Origin of the sequence: Parvibaculum sp. (assembly GCF_040882025.1) — a bacterium.
Taxonomy (GTDB): domain Bacteria; phylum Pseudomonadota; class Alphaproteobacteria; order Parvibaculales; family Parvibaculaceae; genus Parvibaculum.
Window position 1 is genome coordinate 1 of record NZ_JBBECC010000149.1, and the last position, 17,675, is coordinate 17,675.

The window sequence follows — 17,675 nt, forward strand, 5'->3', positions numbered from 1 at the left end:
TGACCGGCTGTTTCGCGGCGTTCTTCCAGCCGTTCTTCTTCCAGTTGTGAATCCATTTGGTGATGCCGTCTTTCACATAGGTGCTGTCGGTGTGGATGCGCACATGCGTGCCGCGCTTCAGCGCTTCCAGCGCCATGATCGCCGCCATCAGCTCCATGCGGTTGTTGGTGGTGGCCGCTTCGCCGCCCGTGATTTCCTTTTCGTGCCCGTTCCACAGCAACAGCGCGCCCCAGCCGCCGGGGCCGGGGTTTCCCGAGCAGGCGCCGTCCGTATAGATGTCCACCGTCTCGCCGCTCATGCGTCGAGCCCGTAACCGGCAGGCGATGAGACGCCGCGGTGAAAACGCAGGCGGATGAGATATTCCTTCGGATTCTTCGGCTTCACGAAAGCGCCCGGCGGCTGGTTGATCCAGTCGTAAAGCCGCGTCAGCAGGAAGCGCAGGGCCGCGCCGCGCGCGAGCAGCGGCAGGGCGCGGAGTTCGGCGGCGCTGAGCGGCCGCACCTGCGCGTAAGCTTGCAGCAGCGCGCGCGCCTTGGTGATGTTGAACGCGCCGTCGCTCTCGAAGCACCAGGCGTTGAGGCAGATCGCAAGGTCATAGGCGAAGGCGTCGTTGCAGGCGAAATAGAAATCGATCAGGCCCGAAAGCCGGTCGCCGATGAAAAACACATTGTCGGGAAAGAGATCGGCATGGATGACGCCGGCCGGCAGGTCGCGCGGCCAGTCGCGCGCCAATATGCCGAGTTCGCGGTCGAGGTCCTGTGCGAGGCCGGGGGCGAGCGCGTCCGCGCCGTCGCGGCACGAGTCGAAAAGCGGGCCCCAGCCGTCGATATTGAGCGCGTTGGGCCGCGTCAGCGAAAAGTCGCGGCCGGCGAGATGCATTTGCGCCAGCGCCCGGCCCACCTCCACGCAATGGCGCGGTTGCGGCCGGCGCACATGCACGCCTTCGAGAAAGCTGACGATGACGGCGGGCCGTCCGGCAAGCTCGCCCAGCACCTCGCCCTTCCGGTTGCGGATCGGCGTCGGGCAATTGATGCCGTGCTCGGCCAGATGGATCATCAGCCCGAGAAAGAAGGGCAGGTCGCGCGCCGCCACGCGCTTTTCATAAAGCGTCAGAAAATAGGCGCCCTTGTCGGTATGCAGCATGTAGTTGGAATTCTCGACGCCCTCGGCGATGCCCTTGTAGGAGAGCAGCGCACCGATGTCGTAGGCGGCGAGGAAGGCGGTCAGTTCCTCGTCGGGCACTTCCGTGTAGACGGCCATGAAATTCCCCGGTCAGACCGCAAGCGCGCGCGGCAGCTTGAACTGTACCGATTCGCGCCGCACCGGAATATCCTCAACCGTCACCTCGAAGCGCTGGCGGAAGGCGTCGATCACCTCCTCGACCAGCACTTCCGGCGCGCTGGCGCCCGCCGTCAGGCCGACAATGGCGGGGTTGCCGAGCGCCGCCCAGTCGATGTCGGCGGCCCGCTGCACCAGCGCCGCGTAGGCGCAGCCCGCCCGCTCGGCCACCTCGACGAGCCGCATCGAATTCGACGAGTTCGGCGCGCCGATCACCAGCATCGCCTCGGCGCGCGGCGCGATCGCCTTCACCGCCTCCTGGCGGTTGGTCGTGGCATAGCAGATGTCTTCCTTGTGCGGCCCGGCGATCTCGGGGAAGCGCCGGCGCAGCACCGCAACGATGCCCGCCGTGTCGTCGACCGACAGCGTCGTCTGCGTGACGAAAGCAAGCTTCGCGGGGTCCTTCGGCTCGAACGCTTCGGCGTCCGCAATCGTTTCGATCAGCTTGACCGCGCCTTCGGGCAGTTGCCCCATCGTGCCGATCACTTCCGGGTGGCCGGCATGGCCGATCAGCAGGATTTCGAGGCCGCGCTCGTGCAGGCGCTCGGCCTCGACATGCACCTTCGAGACGAGCGGGCAGGTGGCGTCGAGATAGAAGAGTTCGCGCGCCTGCGCTTCGGCCGGCACCGCTTTCGGCACGCCATGTGCCGAAAAAATCACACGGGCGCCCGCCGGCACCTCGTCCAGTTCCTCGACGAAGACGGCGCCCTTGCGCTCCAGGTTCTCGACCACGAAGCGGTTGTGCACGATTTCATGCCGCACATAGACCGGCGCGCCGAATTTCTCGATCGCCATTTCGACGATCTGGATGGCGCGGTCGACCCCGGCGCAAAATCCGCGCGGACTTGCGAGGAGGAGGGTGAGGGGTGGTTTGGCTTTTGTGACAGTCATGTGACAGTTTCGTGACAGAGGGGGGGTAATCGGGCCACGCGCTGTGCCGTCTTGTGACTTCGGGACCACTCCGATAGAGTTTCCGCGCCGTCGGGAGCGGTCGCCCGTCTTGCTAACCTCATGAAATGCAAGGCTTTCGGGGGATCGCCCCTCTCGTCGGTAATAGAGGGGCCCCGCCGGGGAAAGTCAAGAAAGCCGCCGACCGGCGTCCTGCCGCTCGCGCCAGCCACAACAGAGTGAGATCAGATGCCGTTTTCGATTGCGCTGCAACGCCTTAGCAGACTTTCCCTGACGCTCGCCGCGTCGCTGGCGCTGGCAGGCTGCGCCTCGCTCAACCCGTTCGGCAGTGGCGACAAGGAAGGCGGCACCGCGCAGCTCCCCTGTCCACAGGTTGGGGTGCTGGGCGAAACCGACCACATGACCTTGTTGCGCGGCGCCGGCGCCGACCTCACCGACATCGTCGCGCGCGCCGAAATCGGCAAGGTCGTCTCCAAATGCACCTACAACACAGACGACTCAACAATCACCGTCGATCTCGCCTTTGACGGCGTCGCCGAACTGGGCCCGGCCGCGACCTCGCGCGACCTCACTTTCAACGCTTTCGTGGCCGTAACCCGCCGTTTCGAGACGCTGGACAAGAAACAGATCTATCAGATTCCCGTGAATTTCCCGGCAGATCAGCGGCAGGTGCGCTTCCTCAAAACGGTCGACGGAACGGTCCTGCCTTACGGCGGCACGGCCGACGGGCGCATCTACCAGATTCTCGTCGGCTTCCAGCTGACGGCGGAGCAGCTCGAATACAACCGTCGGGTGTCCTATGTTCCGATCCGCTGAAAACCGCTGATTTCTGCGTGATCGGCGTATTTTGGGCGCCCGCATTGACTCTTGCCGGTCGGCCCATATGATCGGCGGCACTCAACTCAGATGAACTCTGCGGGAGAGATCGGAACCTAAATAAATACTGGATTCCGACGCCGAAGGAGCAACCGCCCCGGAAACTCTCAGGCACAAAGGACCGCAGGGGGATGAATCTCTGGAAAGCAGGCCGGCGGCCGATTTGCCGGACTCACCGAAGGGCGTAAGCGGAACGGGCATCGAGCCACCGCGAAATCTCTCAGGTACCGCGACAGAGTGGGGCGCTACGGGCGAAGCGATTCGCCGATGTAGCGACCCATATCGATTCGCTTTCGTCCAAGTGACGAGCCTGGAAGCCCTATGTCGGAACCTGCCATTGCCGCGGACAAGCTGAAAATCACACCTCTTCACGCGCTCCATGTCGAAGCGGGCGCGAAGATGGTGCCGTTTGCCGGCTACGACATGCCGGTTCAATACCCCGACGGTGTATTGGCCGAGCACCTGCATACGCGCGCGGCGGCGGGCCTCTTCGACGTGTCGCATATGGGGCAGGCCTTTCTCACGGGGCCGGATCACGAAACGGTTGCACGCGCCGTCGAGGCGCTGACGCCGGGCGATATTCTCGGCCTCGCGCCCGGCGCTATCCGCTACACGCTGTTGCTGAACGACAAGGGCGGTATCCGCGACGACCTGATGGTTACGCGGACACGGACCGACGGCCGCCTGTTCCTGATCGTCAACGCGGCCTGCAAGGACGCCGACTTCGCCCACATCCATGCGCATCTGCCGACTGGCGTCACGCTCCAGCGGCTCGAGGACCGCGCGCTGGTCGCCTTGCAGGGGCCGAAGGCAGCCGAGGTCTTTGCCCGTTTCGCGCCGGAAGCAGCGACGCAGCAATTCATGACCGCGCGCGACATGAAGGTTGCCGGGATTCCCTGCATGGTCAGTCGCTCGGGCTACACGGGCGAGGACGGCTATGAAATTTCGATACCGGAAGCTGATGCCGTCGCGTTGACGAAAAAGCTGCTGACCGAACCGGAAGTGAAGCCGATCGGTCTCGGCGCGCGCGACTCGCTGCGCCTCGAAGCCGGGCTTTGTCTCTACGGCCACGACATTGACGAAACGACGACACCCATCGAAGCCGCCCTCGGCTGGACGATCGGCAAGCGTCGCCGCGAGGAAGCGAATTTTCCGGGCGTGAAAATCATTCTCGATCAGATTGCGGGCGGCGCGCCGCGCAAGCGCGTTGGTCTGCTACCGGAAGGCAAGGCGCCGGCGCGCGAAGGCACGGAGATTCATGCCGGCGGCAACAGGATTGGCGTGGTGACGAGCGGTGGCTATGGCCCGAGCGTCGGCGGTCCCATCGCGATGGGTTATGTCGACACGGCCCATGCAAAAGCCGGAACGGCCGTCGAGTTGATGGTGCGCGGCAAAGGCCGCGCCGCGCATGTCGCGGCGATGCCGTTTGTCGAAAAGCGTTTTTACCGGGGTAGTTGAATATGGTTTTCAGCAAGGGATCAGGGGACTTCAGATGAGCGATATTCGTTTTACCGATCAGCATGAATGGGTCCGCGTGGACGGCGACATCGCCACCATCGGCATCACCGACTACGCGCAGGAACAACTGGGCGACGTCGTCTATGTGGAATTGCCGGATGTCGGCAAGACCATCGAAGCGGGCGACGAGGCGGCTGTGGTTGAGAGCGTCAAGGCCGCGAGCGAGGTTTATACGCCGGTGAGCGGCGAGGTGATCGACGTCAACAGCGACATCGAAGCAACCCCGGCCGGTGTCAATGAAGATGCGATGGGCGATGGCTGGTTCGTCAAGCTGCGCATGTCGGACCCCTCGGAACTCGAAAAGCTGATGGACGAAAACGCCTACAAGGAATTTGTCGAAGGCCTGCACTGATCAGGCGCGCTGCAATCGGCGAGCCCGCACAAGCCCGAAAAGGATGCCGCGACCATGCGTTACCTGCCCCTGACCGAGACCGACCGCCGCGAAATGCTCGGCGTCATCGGCGCAAAGAGCGTCGATGAACTGTTCCGCGACGTACCGGAACACGCGCGCCTCGAAGGCCTTGTCGATCTGCCACGCCGGCAGGGCGAAATCGAAGTCGAGCGCGCGCTCGCAAAGATGGCAGCAAAAAACGTTTCAGCCAGCTCCGTTCCCTTCTTTGTCGGGGCAGGCGCCTATCGCCATCATGTGCCGGCCGCCGTCGACCATCTGATCCAGCGGTCGGAGTTTCTCACCTCTTACACACCCTACCAGCCGGAAATCACGCAAGGCACACTGCAGTATCTGTTCGAATTCCAGACTCAGGTCGCGATGATCACCGGCATGGATGTCGCGAACGCCTCCATGTATGACGGCTCGACAGGTTGTGGCGAGGCAGTGCTGATGGCGCATCGCGTGACGAAGCGAAAAAAGGCGGTTTTGTCGGGCACGTTGCATCCGCAATATGCCGAGGTTGTGAAAAACCTGTCGGATTTCGCCGGCTACGATCTCGAAATCATGCCGCCGGCGCTGCCCGGCAAGGTGGAAGACATCGCGGCCCATATTGCCGATGACACAAGTTGTGTCGTCGTGCAGACGCCGGGTTTTTTCGGTGAACTGGTCGATTTGCGCCCCATCGCCGAAGCAGCGCATGCCAAGGGTGCGCTGCTGATCGCCGTCGTGCCCGAATTCGTTTCGCTGGGTGCGGTGACACCGCCCGGCGAGATGGGCGCTGACATCGTGGTGGGCGAGGGGCAATCCATTGGCAATGGCCTCAATTTCGGCGGTCCCTATGTCGGCCTCTTCGCCACGCGGCAGAAATTTATACGCCAGATGCCCGGCCGCCTTTGCGGCGAGACGGTGGATGCAGACGGCAAGCGCGGTTTCGTGCTGACACTGTCGACGCGCGAACAACATATCCGCCGTGAGAAAGCGACATCCAACATCTGTACGAATTCGGGGCTCTGCTGCCTCGCCTTCACCATTCATATGTCGCTCCTGGGTGAGGAGGGCTACAAACGCCTGGCGCGGATCAATCACGCGGCGGCCGTCGATCTGGCGGAACGTCTGGCGAAAGTGCCGGGTGTCGAGATTCTCAATCAGGCCTTTTTCAACGAGTTCACGATGCGTGTGTCCAAACCGGCGGCGGACGTCGTCGATGCGCTGGCCGACAGGGGCGTTCTCGGCGGCGTGCCGGCTTCGCGCCTGCTGCCAGGTGCAGGGCTCGACGATCTGCTGATCGTCGCTTCGACTGAAATCAATACCGATGACGATCGCGCCGCCTATGCCGCCGCGCTTGAGGAGGTGCTCTAGATGTCGGGAATGAACAAGCAGGGACGTCCGACCTCGATCGGCGGCGCAATTCCGGTCATGCACGAGACCTTCACGGGAAATCGTGCGCTGCAGCTTGAGGAAGCGCTGCTCTTCGAACTCGACAATCCGGGCGCCTGCGGCGTCGATCTCGACGAGCCCGCGCCCTTTACCGCGCGCCTCGGCAATTTCGAACGGCAGGGGCGGATCGGTTTGCCGAGCGTTTCGGAGCCTGAGGTCGTGCGCCACTATGTGCGCTTGTCGGCCAAGAATTATTCGATCGATGCCGGTCTCTATCCGCTCGGCTCCTGCACGATGAAACACAATCCGCGCCTTAACGAGAAGATGGCGCGGTTGCCGGGCATCGGCGACATTCATCCATTGCAACCGGTGAAGACGGTGCAGGGCGCGCTGGAGCTGATGGACACGCTTGCCCACTGGCTGAAGGAACTGACGGGCATGCCGGGCGTTGCGTTGTCGCCCAAGGCGGGTGCGCATGGCGAACTCTGCGGCATGATGGCCATTCGTGCCGCGTTGATTGCGCGCGGCGAAGACGAAGCGCGCAGCCGCGTGCTGGTGCCTGAGTCGGCGCATGGAACAAATCCCGCCACGGCGGCGCTGCTTGGCTACAAGGTCGATTCCATTCCGGCGACGAAAGAAGGCCGCGTCGATCTCGAAGCCTTCAAGGCGAAGCTCGGTCCGGACGTTGCCGCGATCATGTTGACCAATCCCAATACCTGCGGTCTCTTCGAGCGCGACATCATCGAAATCGCCGATGCGGTGCATGAAGCGGGCGCCTATTTTTATTGCGACGGCGCCAACTTCAACGCCATTGTCGGCCGCGTGCGGCCGGGCGATCTTGGTATCGATGCCATGCACATTAACCTGCACAAGACCTTTTCGACGCCGCATGGCGGCGGCGGGCCTGGCGCGGGACCGGTGGTTTTCTCCGAAGCGCTGGTGCCGTTCGCGCCGCGTCCCTATGTGGTGCACGGGCCGGACGGCTTCCGGCTTGTCGAAACGGCCGAAGATGCGAAAGCCGACGGCACGACCCCCTTTGGTCGCATGACGGCTTTCCACGGCCAGATGGGGATGTTCGTTCGCGCGCTCGCTTACATGATGAGCCACGGCTCGGACGGCTTGCGCCAGGTCGCCGAGGATGCGGTGTTGAATGCCAACTATGTGCTGGCGTCGCTGAAGAACGATCTTTCAGCGCCTTTCGAAGGCCCTTGCATGCATGAGGCGCTGTTCGACGATCGTTTCCTGAAAGGCACCGGCGTTGAAACGCTCGATTTCGCCAAGGCGATGATCGACGAAGGCTATCACCCGATGACCATGTACTTCCCGCTGGTCGTGCATGGCGCGCTGCTGATCGAGCCGACCGAAACGGAATCGAAACAGGCCATCGACCTGTTCATCGCAACCCTGAAGGATCTCGCTCGTGCGGCGAAGTCGAATGACAAGGAGCGCTTCACCGGCGCACCCTATCTGTCGCCCCGCCGCCGTCTGGACGAAACGGCAGCCGCCCGCAGCCCGGTGCTGCGCTGGATGCCGCCGGCACCGAAGCAAGCAGCCGAATAGCTGTGAATGAAGCGCGGTTTCTTTCGCTGGCGCTCGCCAACGACACCAACCGCACGATCCTCGACCGTTTGCCTGGGCTCGGACTGCCCGACGCATGGCTTGTGTCGGGCAGTCTCTTTCAGGCCGTCTGGAATGCGTTGACCGGTCGCGCGCCGGACTATGGCATCAAGGATTACGACATCTTCTATTTCGATCCCGACACGAGCTGGGAAGCGGAAGACCGCGCCATCGCACGCGCGCGCGACCTCTTCGCACCGCTCGGCATCGAGGTCGAGCTGCGCAATCAGGCCCGCGTGCATCTCTGGTATCCGGAAAAATTCGGCATGCCCTATCCGCCGCTTGCCTGCGCGACCGACGGCATCGATCGCTTTCTGGCACCGGCCTGCATGGTCGGCGTGCAGGCGGCGGGTGGGGGTTTGCAGACTTATGCCCCCTTCGGCTTCGGCGACATCGCAACGATGACCGTCCGCCCCAACCCCGTCGCCAATTTCAACGCCGATCGCCTCGCCGAGAAAGCCGCGCGCTGGAAAGAGAATTGGCCTGAAATAACCATCGTTACGCCGCCTTGAGCCGCTCCTGAAAAAACGCGATGACGCGCTTGGCGGCTTCCTTGGTCGGCTCGCCGTCGCGGTCGATCAGGTCGACGGTGAGCACCGAATGCGGTTTCGGCGCGGGTGAGTCGGGGTTGGCGTGCTTGTCGTCGATCTCGATGCCTTCGAACGCATCTCCGAGCTCTCGCCGCAAGGTCTCGAACTTCTCCGGTGGGGACAGGAAGTCGCCCTTGAAACGAAGACCCAGCACCTTGGCGCCCTTGGCGCAGCGATCCTTCACGCATTGCAATTCTTCCGGCGACACATGCAGCGCCGCCTTCCGCGCCGCGCCGGCAGGAAACGGCATTGAAGGTTGCGACAGGACGGGCGCCAGCAAGGCGGGCTCCATCATCATCGACAGCGCGAAATTGCCCGAAAAGCACATGCCGACGGCGCCGACCCCCTTGCCGCCGGCTTCGTCATGCGCATGACGCGCGAGCGCTCTGAGCCAGACGGTCACGGGGCTCGAACGGTTCGAGGCGAGGATGTGGAACTCGCGACGGATGCAGAGTTTCATCATCGATGAAAGGACATAGGGCGTAGTAAGCGGCTTGCCGGCTTGGCCCAGAAGCTCGGGCATGTAGACGCGGAAACCCGCATCGACCACCCAGTCTGCAAAACGAATGACCTCCGGGGTGATGCCCGGAATTTCATGAATGACGATGACCGCGGGTCCGTGTCCCCGCACATAGACCGGCCGCGTCTCGCCGTCATGCGCGAAGCTGGTCTGGGTATAGGTGGTCAGCATGGCCGGTTCCTCCCCGATGGCTTGCTCATTGAAGGGGAGGAGGCCCCACGAATGCAACGAAAAACCCCGCCCGGCTTTCGCGGGGCGGGGTTTCGGGAGCTTGTTTCTTCAGTGCAGCTTGGACGCGAGGTCGGCGATCGAACGCTCGACCAGCTTTTCGTCCTCGGCGGCCGTCACCTTGTCGGCGATCACCTTCCGCGCCGCGCCGATGGCGACCTCCGCGGCCGTCGCGCGGACTTCGCTCAATGCCTGCGATTCGGCCTGGGCGATCTTGTCCTCGGCGAGCTTCGTGCGCCGCTCGACCTGCGTTTCCATATTGGCGCGGATTTCCTTGGCGAGGTTCTCGGCTTCGGTTTTGGCCTGAGCGATGATGTCTTCCGCTTCCTTCATGGCATCACGCTGCTTGCGTTGATAGGAGGCAAGAAGTTGCTGCGCTTCCTCGCGCAGCCGGCGCGCTTCGTCGAGCTCCGCCGCAATGTCGGCGGCGCGCTTGTCGAGCAGCGCCGTCACCATGCCGGGAACCTTGTAATAGACGAGGAGCCCGACGAACATCAGGAAGGAAATCAGCACCCAGAAATCGGGAGTGGCGAACATCGGCTCCGATCCTTCTCTTACTTGAGTTCGCTATCGACGGCGCGCTCGGTCGCGGCCCGGTCGGTATTGCCGAGAAGCTCCGTCACCACAGCCTCCGCCACCTCGATGGCGACGGCACGCACATTGCCGAGAGCCTTTTCCTTGGTCGCGGCGATCTGCTTTTCGGCCGTTGCGATCTTCTCGGCCAGCCGCGCCTCGATGGACTTCCGCTGGCGTTCGGTTTCCTCGTGCAGTCGGTCGCGCGTCGCTTGCGCAATCTCATGCGCATTGGCGCGGGCTTCCGCCAGCGCCTTCTCGTAAGCGGCAATGGCTTCGTCCGTCTGCCGCTTGAACTGTTCGGCCTGATCGAGGTCGTCGGCGATACGGTCGCGGCGTTCCTCGAGCACGGTCGCAATGCGCGGCAGCGCCACACGTGCCATCATCAGATAGAGAAATCCGAAGGTGATGACGAGCCAGACCAGCTGCGGGACGAAGGTTTCGAATGCTAGTTGCGGCATGCCGCTTCTCCTGAAAGCGAAGGCCCGCGCCGCGCGATGGGGCGGCGCCGGAACACTTGGGCGTCCGCGCCGATCAGAACGCGAAGAGGATCAGGAACGCGACGGCGAGGCCGAACAGGCCCGTCGCTTCGGCAAGCGCGAAGCCGAGCAGCGCATTGCCGAACTGGCCCTGCGCTGCGGCGGGGTTGCGCAGCGCGCCTGCGAGGTAATTGCCGAAAATCGTGCCGATGCCGACGCCGGCGCCGGCAAGAGCGATACAGGCGATACCCGCACCGATGAGCTTTGCAGCTTCTGCTTCCATGGTCTTCAGTCTCCGTTGTCGTAAAGGGTGCGGGTCGCGCCCCGTTGCGGTTGATCGATGGGGTTTTCGCCCCGTTTTGGCCGGCGCCTCAATGCATATGCAAGGCGTCGTTGAGATAGATGCAGGTCAGGATCGCGAACACATAGGCCTGGAGCGCCGCAACCAGCACTTCGAGACCGGTGAGACCGACCATGAAAAGCAGCGGCACGATGCCCGGCGCAAAGCCGAAGGCGCCAAGTGCGATGACGAAGCCCGCGAACACTTTCAGCACCGTGTGGCCGGCCATTATGTTGGCGAAAAGACGAACCGACAGGCTGATCGGGCGCGTCAGATAGGACACAACCTCGATCGGCACCACCAGCGGCAACAGATAAACCGGCACGCCGTGCGGCACGAAGAACTTCATGTAACCGACCCCGTGAACGGCAAAGCCGAGGATCGTCACGCCGATGAAGATGAAGAAAGCCAGCGCGAAGGTGACGATGATGTGGCTCGTCACGGTGAAGGAATAGGGGATCATTCCCAGGAGGTTGCACGCCAGGATGAAGGTGAAGAGCGTGAACACGAAGGGGAAGAAACGCAGGCCCGCCGTGCCCACATTGTCGCGCAGCATGTTGGCGATGAATTCGTAGGACATCTCGACGATGGATTGCAGCCGCCCCGGCACCATCGCGCGGCGGTTGATGCCGGTCAGCATCAGGCCGATCACCCCAGCTGCGGCAAGAACCATGAAGAGCGATGAATTGGTGAAGGAAGCGTCGATGTTCCCGAATTGCATCGGGAAAAGCGTCTTGATCTCGAACTGATGCATCGGGTCGATGGCGAAGCCGCCGCCGCCATGTTCTGCGTTTTCTGTCGCCACGCTCGCCGCCCTTGTGTCGGATGGGCCTCAGCCCTGTTGATCGCCGCCTGCGTCCCGTTCGGCTGAAGCGGCGATCTGCCGTGCCGCCCGGTACACATTCAAAATGCCCGCTGCCGCGCCGATGAAGAAAAACACCAGCAAAAACCAGGGCCGCGTGCCGAGCCAGCTATCCAGAACCCAGCCGATCGCCGCCCCGACGAAGACGCCGGCCACCAGTTCGGTGACCAGCCGGAAAGCGATGCCCATGGCTGTGCCCCGGCCACCGCCGGACGCGGGCTTCAGGTGGGCCTGCTGCGTCTTTCGCAGCCTGGCGCCGAAATCCGCAAGATCGGAATTGCGCCCCTTTTCCGCGCCGGAAGTGTCGGGAGATTTGCCGTCCTCAGGGTCCGCCAAAACTCCATGCTCCCCGCGAAAAAGCTCCGCTGCAAATGCAGAACCCTGCCTCAAGCCGCGCGCACCCTACTTGCAGGGTCTGGTACTGTCAAGAACCGCCGAGGTTCATTTAAGTCATTGTAATAAAAGGAAAATTCGGCGTCTTTCGCGGCTGCGGCATTCGGCCTCGGCGCGCATGCGAAACGAGTCTCCCGGTGAGATGAAAAAGGCCCCCTGAAAGGGGGCCTTTCCGTTGCGGCAGGGGCGGGGTCGAAGTCGTCAGGAAGCCTCGCGAATCTGCTCCGCGACGTCGAGATCGACCGACACCAGCGTCGAGACGCCGCGTTCCTGCATGGTGACGCCGAAGAGGCGATTCATGCGCGCCATGGTCAGCGCGTGATGGGTGATGATCAGGAAGCGCGTATCGGTGGTGCGCGTCATCTCGTCCATCAGGTCGCAGAACCGTTCGACATTGGCGTCGTCGAGCGGCGCGTCCACCTCGTCCAGCACGCAGATCGGCGACGGGTTGGTGAGGAACACGGCGAAGATCAGCGACATCGCCGTCAGCGCCTGCTCGCCGCCCGACAGAAGCGACATCACCTGCAGCCGCTTGCCCGGCGGACGGGCGAAGATTTCGAGGCCGGCTTCCAGCGGATCGTCGGATTCGGTCAGCTTCAGATGCGCTTCGCCGCCACCGAAGAGATGCGTGAAGAGACGCGAGAAATTGGCGTTGACCTTTTCGAAGGCTTCCAGCATCCGCTCGCGGCCTTCGCGGTTGAGGCTGCCGATCCCCTGCCGGAGCTTCGCGATGGCGCCGACGAGGTCTTCACGCTCGCTGGTCATCGTTTCGAGCTGCTCGGAAAGTTCGCGGGCTTCTTCCTCGGCGCGCAGATTAACGCCGCCAAGGCTTTCGCGCTCGCGCTTCAGCCGTTCGAGTTTGGCGTCGATCTGTTCGAGATCCGGCAATTCGGCGCCTTCGGCGAGATTGGCCTGCGCCAGCGCCTCTTCGGGCGCGCATTCCAGAACCTCGCGCACGCGCTCTTCCGCCTCGCGGCGCCGTTCCCGCGCACCGTCGACCAGCCCGTCGATGCGCGCCCGCTCCTCGCGCGTCTCGCCGAGATGTGACTGCATGTCCTTGGCATGCTTCGTCGTCTCGGAAAGCAGCTTTTCGGCGCTTGCCAGCGAGTCGGCTGCCTGCCCGCGTGCCGTCTCGGCATCCCCGATATGGCTCATCAGCGCGTGCCGCTTTTCCTCGATCTGCGCCGGAACATTCTCCAGCGCCTTCAATTCGGCCTCGGCCTCGGTCTGCCGCGCCTCCAGCGTCTCGATCTGCTGGCCGGCATTGGCCGCGCGCGATTGCCACGCCGCGCTCTCCTCGGCAATGACATCGAGACGACGCGTCCGCGCGTCGGCTTCGCGGCGAAGGCCTTCGTGCTGGGCACGGGCCTCGGAAAGCTCGAGCCGAAGTGCTGCGACGAGATCGCGCAACGCGCTGGCGCGCTGGCGCAACTCCTCATCGGGCTTCAGGTTCTGAAGAGCGACCTCGGCTTCTTCGAGCGCCCGGGCGGCCTCCACGCGATCGCCGGTCAGGCGCTCTTCGGATTCGGTGAGCGATGCCAGGCGCGAAAGTTGAGCGGACGCCGCACGTTCGGCTGCCGTCAGTGTTTCGCGGATGCGATTGTGTTCAGCCTGCGCGTCGCGCAGCGCTTGTCGCTGCTGCTGCTCGCGGGCCGTGGCTTCTTCCGCCGCGACATGGGCGGCGTCGAACGTCGTGCGGGCCGTCCTCGCGGTTTCGCGCGCCGCGCCAAGTTCGGCTTCGAGATCGGCAAGCCGGTTGCGTTGCTCAAGGCGGCGTGCGGACGCCGTCGGCGCATCGGCCGCAGCCGTATAGCCGTCCCAGCGCCACAGCGCGCCTTCGCGCGTCACGAGCCGCTGGCCGGGCTTCAGCAACGCTTGCAGGCGCTTGCCGTCGTCAGTCGAAACAACAATGCCGATCTGCGACAGGCGGCGGCCGAGGGCGGCTGGTCCTTGCACGAAGTAGGAAAGCGGCGTCGCACCTTCGGGCAGCTCCGGCACCGTTTCGAAGGGCGGCAGCGCGTCCCAATGGATCGGTGCCGCCTGATCGCCGGGGACCGCGAGGTCGTCGCCCATCGCCGCACCGAGAGCCGTCTCGTAGCCATGTTCGACCGTCACGGCGTCGATCATCGGCGGCCAGAGGTCGCTTTCGCCGACCGAAAGCAAATCGGTCAGAGTTTTCGCCTCGGCGGTGAGGTCGCCTGCCGCGCGTTCGGCAATTTGCAGCGGTTCGCGCGCGGTCTTTTCGGCATCCTGAGCGGTGCGGCGTGCTTCTTCGGCTTCGAGTGCCAGACGTTCGGCTTCTGCCATCCGCGCCGCCGCGCCATCGAGTTCAGCCGACTGCAGCGCGATCTGCGCTTTCTTTTCTTCGGCGTCCGCCAGCGTCTCGCGTTCGCGGATGATTTCGGCAAGCTGGCGCTCCAGCTTTTCGATGCGCTGGCGGCCGGTGTCGATGGTGCGCACAAGGCTGTTGCGTTCGGCGGAGAGCCGCGCGATTTCCTGATTGAGTTGGTCGAGTTCCTGTTCATGCGCTTCAAGCCGGCTGCGCGTCTCCTCTACGCGCGTCGTGGCTTCGCCTTGCGCCTGCGTCTGCCCTTCTTCGGCGGCGCGAAGTTCGGCGGCCTCCTCGTCAAGCCGGGCGATCGCCGCCTGCGTGTCATCGATCAGGTCGCGCTCGCGCGCCAGATCCTGCGCTATCTGCTGCAGCCGCGCGGTGAGGCGTTCGGCCTGCTCGCGGGCACGTGCTTCCTCGGCGTCGAGATTGTCGCGCTCGACGGTGAGGCGGTGCAGCCGCGCGGCGGCAACCGCCTCGGCCTCGCGCAGGGGCGGCAGCGCCTCGGCGGCCTGTGCTTCCATGGTGGAAGCCGCCGCCGCTTCGCGCGTCAGCTCCGTCACACGAACGTCGGTCGCGGCCAGCCGCTCTTCCTCATGTGCCAGCAGCTCGACGGCATGGGTCCATTTGAGATGCAGCAGGATCGCTTCGGTTTCGCGCACCTGACCCGAAAGATTGCGGTAGCGCACGGCCTGCCGCGCCTGCCGCTTGAGGCTCGCAAGCTGCGATTCAAGCTGCGCCACGACGTCGTCGAGCCGTGTGAGATTGGTTTCGGCTGCCTTCAGCCGAAGCTCGGCCTCGTGACGGCGCGTGTAGAGGCCGGTGATGCCGGCCGCCTCTTCGAGAATGCGGCGGCGGTTGATCGGCTTGGAGGAGATGAGCTGCGCAATCTGGCCCTGACGCACCAGCGCCGGTGAGTGGGCACCCGTGGACGCGTCGGCAAAGAGGAGTTGCACGTCGCGCGCGCGCACCTCGCGGCCGTTGACGCGATAGGTCGACCCCTGTTCGCGCTCGATCCGGCGCGAGACCTCGATGACATCGCTGTCGTTGTAGGCAGGCGGCGCCGAACGGTCGCCATTGTCGATATAGAGCACGACTTCGGCGTGGTTGCGCGCCGGGCGGCCGCTGGTGCCGGAGAAGATCACATCTTCCATGCCCGAACCGCGCATGTTCTTGAACGAGTTCTCGCCCATCACCCAGCGCATCGCCTCGAGCAGGTTCGACTTGCCGCAACCGTTTGGTCCGACAATGCCGGTCAGCCCGGCTTCGATGACGACATCGGTCGGATCGACGAAGGATTTGAAACCCGAAAGGCGAAGGCGATTGAACTTCACTGTGTGTCTCGATCTTTGGCGTTGTCTCGATCTTCGAAAAATGCAGATACGGCAGCTATTCGTCCGCAGGCGTCGACGGACCCTCGGGCGGATCGAACGAGTCGAGGTCCTGGCCCGCGAGGGCCTTCTGGATCAGCGGTTCGAAATCGCTCCAGGGCAGCGCGCCTTCGACTTTTTCGCCATTGATGAAGAAGGTCGGTGTCGAGCGCACGCCAAATGTCTTGGCGCCGCGCAACGCAACTTCCTTCACGTGGTCGAAAACTTTCTGGTCCTTCATGCAGGCGTCGAAACTTTCGTCGGAGAACCCGCCTTGCCGCGCCAGCGCCTTGAGGTCCTCCATTGGAGTCTGCGTGAACGCCCAGCGCTCCTGCTGCCGGAACAGCACGCCGACAAAGCCGAAATAGCGCTCGGGCCCCGCGCAATGCGCCAGCATGAAGGCGGCCGTCGCGATCGGATCGAAGGGGAAGTCGCGCAGGATGTAGTAGACCTTTCCGGTTTCGATGTAGTGCTCCTTGAGGAGCGGCATTGTGTTGACTTCGAAGCTGGCGCAATGCGCGCAGGTGAGCGAGGCGTAGTCGATGATGGTGACCGGCGCGTTGGGGTCGCCCATCGTCATGTCGCCGAGCGGACCCGGCACCAGCAACTCCTGCTCGAAGGCAGAGCGGTCGACGGGGCCCACCCCGCCACTGCCGTTCGAGGTGCCGAAGAGATAATAACCGCCGATCGCCAGCACGAGGATAACTGCGACGGCGCCGGCCAGAATGGCTCTATTTTGATTCACGGTGACTGGTTCCCACTAGATGTTGGGCCATTATGGCTGCGGGCGGCCGCGCCCTCAACCAATCCTTTCTGTTGCCTCGACGCGAGAATCGCGACTCGGGGCGCCTCACCGGGCCGTCCGTGCCCCGACCACCCGTTCGCCGAGCTTTCTGAGGGCCTCTTTCAGCGACGGTTCTTCAATCTTTTCAAGCTCTTGTGCGAGCGCCGCCCGCTCACCGGCCGTCAGTGGCCGCAGCCGCCGGAGGCGCGGGCGATGCTTCGCGGGCAGGGGGCCCTGCACGAGTTTCAAACGCGCGACCGCGCTGTATCCGTAATAGGCATTGATGCGCTCGATGATTTGCGGTTCGAGATGCCGGATCTCGATCGCGATCGGCCCGTCGACCCGCACGACCAGCGTCGCGCCGCCGCGCCGGCCACGCGCGGCCTCCTCCCCGGAAGTCCTTGGAAAAACAAGCTTTTCGGGCGACGAAAACTCGGCAAGCGCCGCGCCCGCGATCTCCGGCCAATGCGCCAGCACATGGGCTTCCGAGAAGCCGCGCTTGGCAAAGGCCGCGCGCGCGACGGCACCCACCCGCGCGCCGACGGGCGAAGGATTGTAGCGCCGCGAGGCGACGCGATGACCGAGAATGCCGCTCATGCGCGCATTGTGACTCGAATTTGCAGCGCGCGCGAATTGACGCGCGGGGCCATTCCGCGCGATGACTGAAGGATGACGCGAGCCGTGAAAAAAGCCCCGGAAACAAAGGAAAAATCGCTCGCCGCGCGCAAGCTGCTTGCCTGGTACGACAGGCACGCGCGCGTGCTGCCGTGGCGGGCGAGGAAAGGCGAGCGCGCCGATCCTTATGCGGTGTGGCTTTCGGAAATCATGCTGCAGCAAACGACCGTGGCGACGGTTGGGCCTTATTTTACGGGCTTTTTGAAGCGCTGGCCCACGGTGGAGGCGCTCGCGAAGGCGCCGCAGGAAGAGGTGATGAAGGCCTGGGCGGGGCTCGGCTACTACAGCCGCGCGCGCAATCTGCACGCCTGCGCGCGGACCATATCGTCTGACCACGGAGGAAAATTTCCCGAAGAAGTGGAAGGACTTATCGCCCTGCCGGGGGTCGGTCCCTACACGGCCGCCGCGATCGCCGCCATCGCTTTCGGCCGCCCCGCAACGGTGGTCGACGGCAATGTCGAGCGCGTGGTGGCGCGCCTCTTCGACATCGAAACGCCGCTGCCGAA

18 protein-coding genes, 1 pseudogene and 1 riboswitch are annotated in these 17,675 nt (G+C 63.9%); of the genes and pseudogenes, 7 read left to right on the forward strand and 12 right to left on the reverse strand.

Translation table 11 applies throughout. The features are described from left to right. The 3 genes from rnhA to ispH all read right to left on the reverse strand — a co-directional run. A partial coding sequence (gene rnhA / locus WEB61_RS10520; protein WP_368064295.1) for a ribonuclease HI occupies positions 1 to 298 on the reverse strand: 298 nt, incomplete at its 3' end. Further along, positions 295 to 1,260, reverse strand: a complete 966-nt coding sequence (locus WEB61_RS10525; protein WP_368064296.1) for a homoserine kinase — start codon at positions 1,258 to 1,260, stop codon at positions 295 to 297. The genes WEB61_RS10525 and rnhA, both read right to left, overlap by 4 nt. Before the next feature lie 12 nt (positions 1,261 to 1,272). Then, positions 1,273 to 2,229: a 4-hydroxy-3-methylbut-2-enyl diphosphate reductase gene (ispH, locus tag WEB61_RS10530; protein ID WP_368064297.1), complete on the reverse strand. Its 957-nt coding sequence runs from the start codon at positions 2,227 to 2,229 to the stop codon at positions 1,273 to 1,275. A gap of 246 nt (positions 2,230 to 2,475) precedes the next feature. On the opposite strand from ispH, the gene WEB61_RS10535 reads away from it, so the two are divergent. From WEB61_RS10535 to WEB61_RS10560, 6 genes are all read left to right on the forward strand, one after another. Continuing rightward, entirely contained in the window at positions 2,476 to 3,063 is a 588-nt protein-coding gene (locus tag WEB61_RS10535) for a hypothetical protein (protein WP_368064298.1), read from the forward strand. A 90-nt stretch (positions 3,064 to 3,153) separates the two neighbouring features. After that, positions 3,154 to 3,257, forward strand: a riboswitch (glycine riboswitch). Between the two features lie 187 nt (positions 3,258 to 3,444). Next, positions 3,445 to 4,581: a glycine cleavage system aminomethyltransferase GcvT gene (gene gcvT, locus WEB61_RS10540; RefSeq protein WP_368064299.1), complete on the forward strand. Its 1,137-nt coding sequence runs from the start codon at positions 3,445 to 3,447 to the stop codon at positions 4,579 to 4,581. A gap of 34 nt (positions 4,582 to 4,615) precedes the next feature. Continuing rightward, positions 4,616 to 4,993, forward strand: a complete 378-nt coding sequence (gcvH, locus tag WEB61_RS10545) for a glycine cleavage system protein GcvH (protein ID WP_368064300.1) — start codon at positions 4,616 to 4,618, stop codon at positions 4,991 to 4,993. Between the two features lie 54 nt (positions 4,994 to 5,047). Then, a complete protein-coding gene (gene gcvPA / locus WEB61_RS10550; RefSeq protein ID WP_368064301.1) occupies positions 5,048 to 6,391 on the forward strand; it encodes an aminomethyl-transferring glycine dehydrogenase subunit GcvPA in 1,344 nt (447 codons plus the stop codon). Between the two features lie 9 nt (positions 6,392 to 6,400). Then, a complete protein-coding gene (gcvPB, locus tag WEB61_RS10555) occupies positions 6,401 to 7,969 on the forward strand; it encodes an aminomethyl-transferring glycine dehydrogenase subunit GcvPB (RefSeq protein WP_368064310.1) in 1,569 nt (522 codons plus the stop codon). Between the two features lie 2 nt (positions 7,970 to 7,971). After that, positions 7,972 to 8,538: a nucleotidyltransferase family protein gene (locus WEB61_RS10560; protein ID WP_368064302.1), complete on the forward strand. Its 567-nt coding sequence runs from the start codon at positions 7,972 to 7,974 to the stop codon at positions 8,536 to 8,538. Here WEB61_RS10560 and WEB61_RS10565 read toward each other — a convergent pair. The 9 genes from WEB61_RS10565 to WEB61_RS10605 all read right to left on the reverse strand — a co-directional run bounded on the left by WEB61_RS10565 (position 8,525) and on the right by WEB61_RS10605 (position 17,091). After that, the gene (locus tag WEB61_RS10565) at positions 8,525 to 9,307 is read right to left on the reverse strand and encodes a dienelactone hydrolase family protein (RefSeq protein WP_368064303.1); all 783 of its coding nucleotides are present in this window, start codon (positions 9,305 to 9,307) and stop codon (positions 8,525 to 8,527) included. The genes WEB61_RS10560 and WEB61_RS10565 overlap by 14 nt on opposite strands. A gap of 108 nt (positions 9,308 to 9,415) precedes the next feature. Beyond that, positions 9,416 to 9,901: a F0F1 ATP synthase subunit B gene (gene atpF / locus WEB61_RS10570; RefSeq protein ID WP_368064304.1), complete on the reverse strand. Its 486-nt coding sequence runs from the start codon at positions 9,899 to 9,901 to the stop codon at positions 9,416 to 9,418. Between the two features lie 17 nt (positions 9,902 to 9,918). Next, a complete protein-coding gene (locus WEB61_RS10575; RefSeq protein ID WP_368064305.1) occupies positions 9,919 to 10,398 on the reverse strand; it encodes a F0F1 ATP synthase subunit B' in 480 nt (159 codons plus the stop codon). 73 nt (positions 10,399 to 10,471) lie between these two features. Next, on the reverse strand, positions 10,472 to 10,699 hold the full coding sequence (locus WEB61_RS10580; protein ID WP_293206658.1) for a F0F1 ATP synthase subunit C: 228 nt from the start codon (positions 10,697 to 10,699) through the stop codon (positions 10,472 to 10,474). 88 nt (positions 10,700 to 10,787) lie between these two features. Then, on the reverse strand, positions 10,788 to 11,510 hold the full coding sequence (locus tag WEB61_RS10585) for a F0F1 ATP synthase subunit A (protein WP_368064311.1): 723 nt from the start codon (positions 11,508 to 11,510) through the stop codon (positions 10,788 to 10,790). A gap of 78 nt (positions 11,511 to 11,588) precedes the next feature. Next, positions 11,589 to 11,954, reverse strand: coding sequence for an AtpZ/AtpI family protein (locus WEB61_RS10590; RefSeq protein WP_368064306.1), 366 nt, complete (start codon positions 11,952 to 11,954; stop codon positions 11,589 to 11,591). A 258-nt stretch (positions 11,955 to 12,212) separates the two neighbouring features. Beyond that, positions 12,213 to 15,674: a chromosome segregation protein SMC gene (gene smc, locus WEB61_RS10595; protein WP_368064307.1), complete on the reverse strand. Its 3,462-nt coding sequence runs from the start codon at positions 15,672 to 15,674 to the stop codon at positions 12,213 to 12,215. A 55-nt stretch (positions 15,675 to 15,729) separates the two neighbouring features. Then, positions 15,730 to 16,455, reverse strand: coding sequence for a DsbA family protein (locus WEB61_RS10600; RefSeq protein ID WP_368064308.1), 726 nt, complete (start codon positions 16,453 to 16,455; stop codon positions 15,730 to 15,732). Between the two features lie 105 nt (positions 16,456 to 16,560). After that, positions 16,561 to 17,091 (reverse strand): DUF721 domain-containing protein, encoded by a 531-nt coding sequence (locus WEB61_RS10605; protein WP_368064309.1) that lies wholly within the window; start codon positions 17,089 to 17,091, stop codon positions 16,561 to 16,563. Positions 17,092 to 17,175: 84 nt separating this feature from the next. On the opposite strand from WEB61_RS10605, the pseudogene WEB61_RS10610 reads away from it, so the two are divergent. Further along, positions 17,176 to 17,675, forward strand: a pseudogene (locus WEB61_RS10610) (A/G-specific adenine glycosylase); the annotation flags it as partial.

Excerpts from the sequence above, each read along its gene's own strand:
- atpF (WP_368064304.1), bottom strand. The coding sequence starts at position 9,901 with ATGTTCGCCACTCCCGATTTCTGGGTGCTGATTTCCTTCCTGATGTTC.
- WEB61_RS10525 (WP_368064296.1), bottom strand. The coding sequence starts at position 1,260 with ATGGCCGTCTACACGGAAGTGCCCGACGAGGAACTGACCGCCTTCCTC.
- gcvT (WP_368064299.1), top strand. The coding sequence starts at position 3,445 with ATGTCGGAACCTGCCATTGCCGCGGACAAGCTGAAAATCACACCTCTT.
- gcvPA (WP_368064301.1), top strand. The coding sequence starts at position 5,048 with ATGCGTTACCTGCCCCTGACCGAGACCGACCGCCGCGAAATGCTCGGC.
- WEB61_RS10575 (WP_368064305.1), bottom strand. The coding sequence starts at position 10,398 with ATGCCGCAACTAGCATTCGAAACCTTCGTCCCGCAGCTGGTCTGGCTC.
- ispH (WP_368064297.1), bottom strand. The coding sequence starts at position 2,229 with ATGACTGTCACAAAAGCCAAACCACCCCTCACCCTCCTCCTCGCAAGT.
- gcvH (WP_368064300.1), top strand. The coding sequence starts at position 4,616 with ATGAGCGATATTCGTTTTACCGATCAGCATGAATGGGTCCGCGTGGAC.
- WEB61_RS10580 (WP_293206658.1), bottom strand. The coding sequence starts at position 10,699 with ATGGAAGCAGAAGCTGCAAAGCTCATCGGTGCGGGTATCGCCTGTATC.
- WEB61_RS10585 (WP_368064311.1), bottom strand. The coding sequence starts at position 11,510 with ATGCATCAGTTCGAGATCAAGACGCTTTTCCCGATGCAATTCGGGAAC.
- gcvPB (WP_368064310.1), top strand. The coding sequence starts at position 6,401 with ATGAACAAGCAGGGACGTCCGACCTCGATCGGCGGCGCAATTCCGGTC.
- WEB61_RS10605 (WP_368064309.1), bottom strand. The coding sequence starts at position 17,091 with ATGAGCGGCATTCTCGGTCATCGCGTCGCCTCGCGGCGCTACAATCCT.
- WEB61_RS10565 (WP_368064303.1), bottom strand. The coding sequence starts at position 9,307 with ATGCTGACCACCTATACCCAGACCAGCTTCGCGCATGACGGCGAGACG.
- WEB61_RS10535 (WP_368064298.1), top strand. The coding sequence starts at position 2,476 with ATGCCGTTTTCGATTGCGCTGCAACGCCTTAGCAGACTTTCCCTGACG.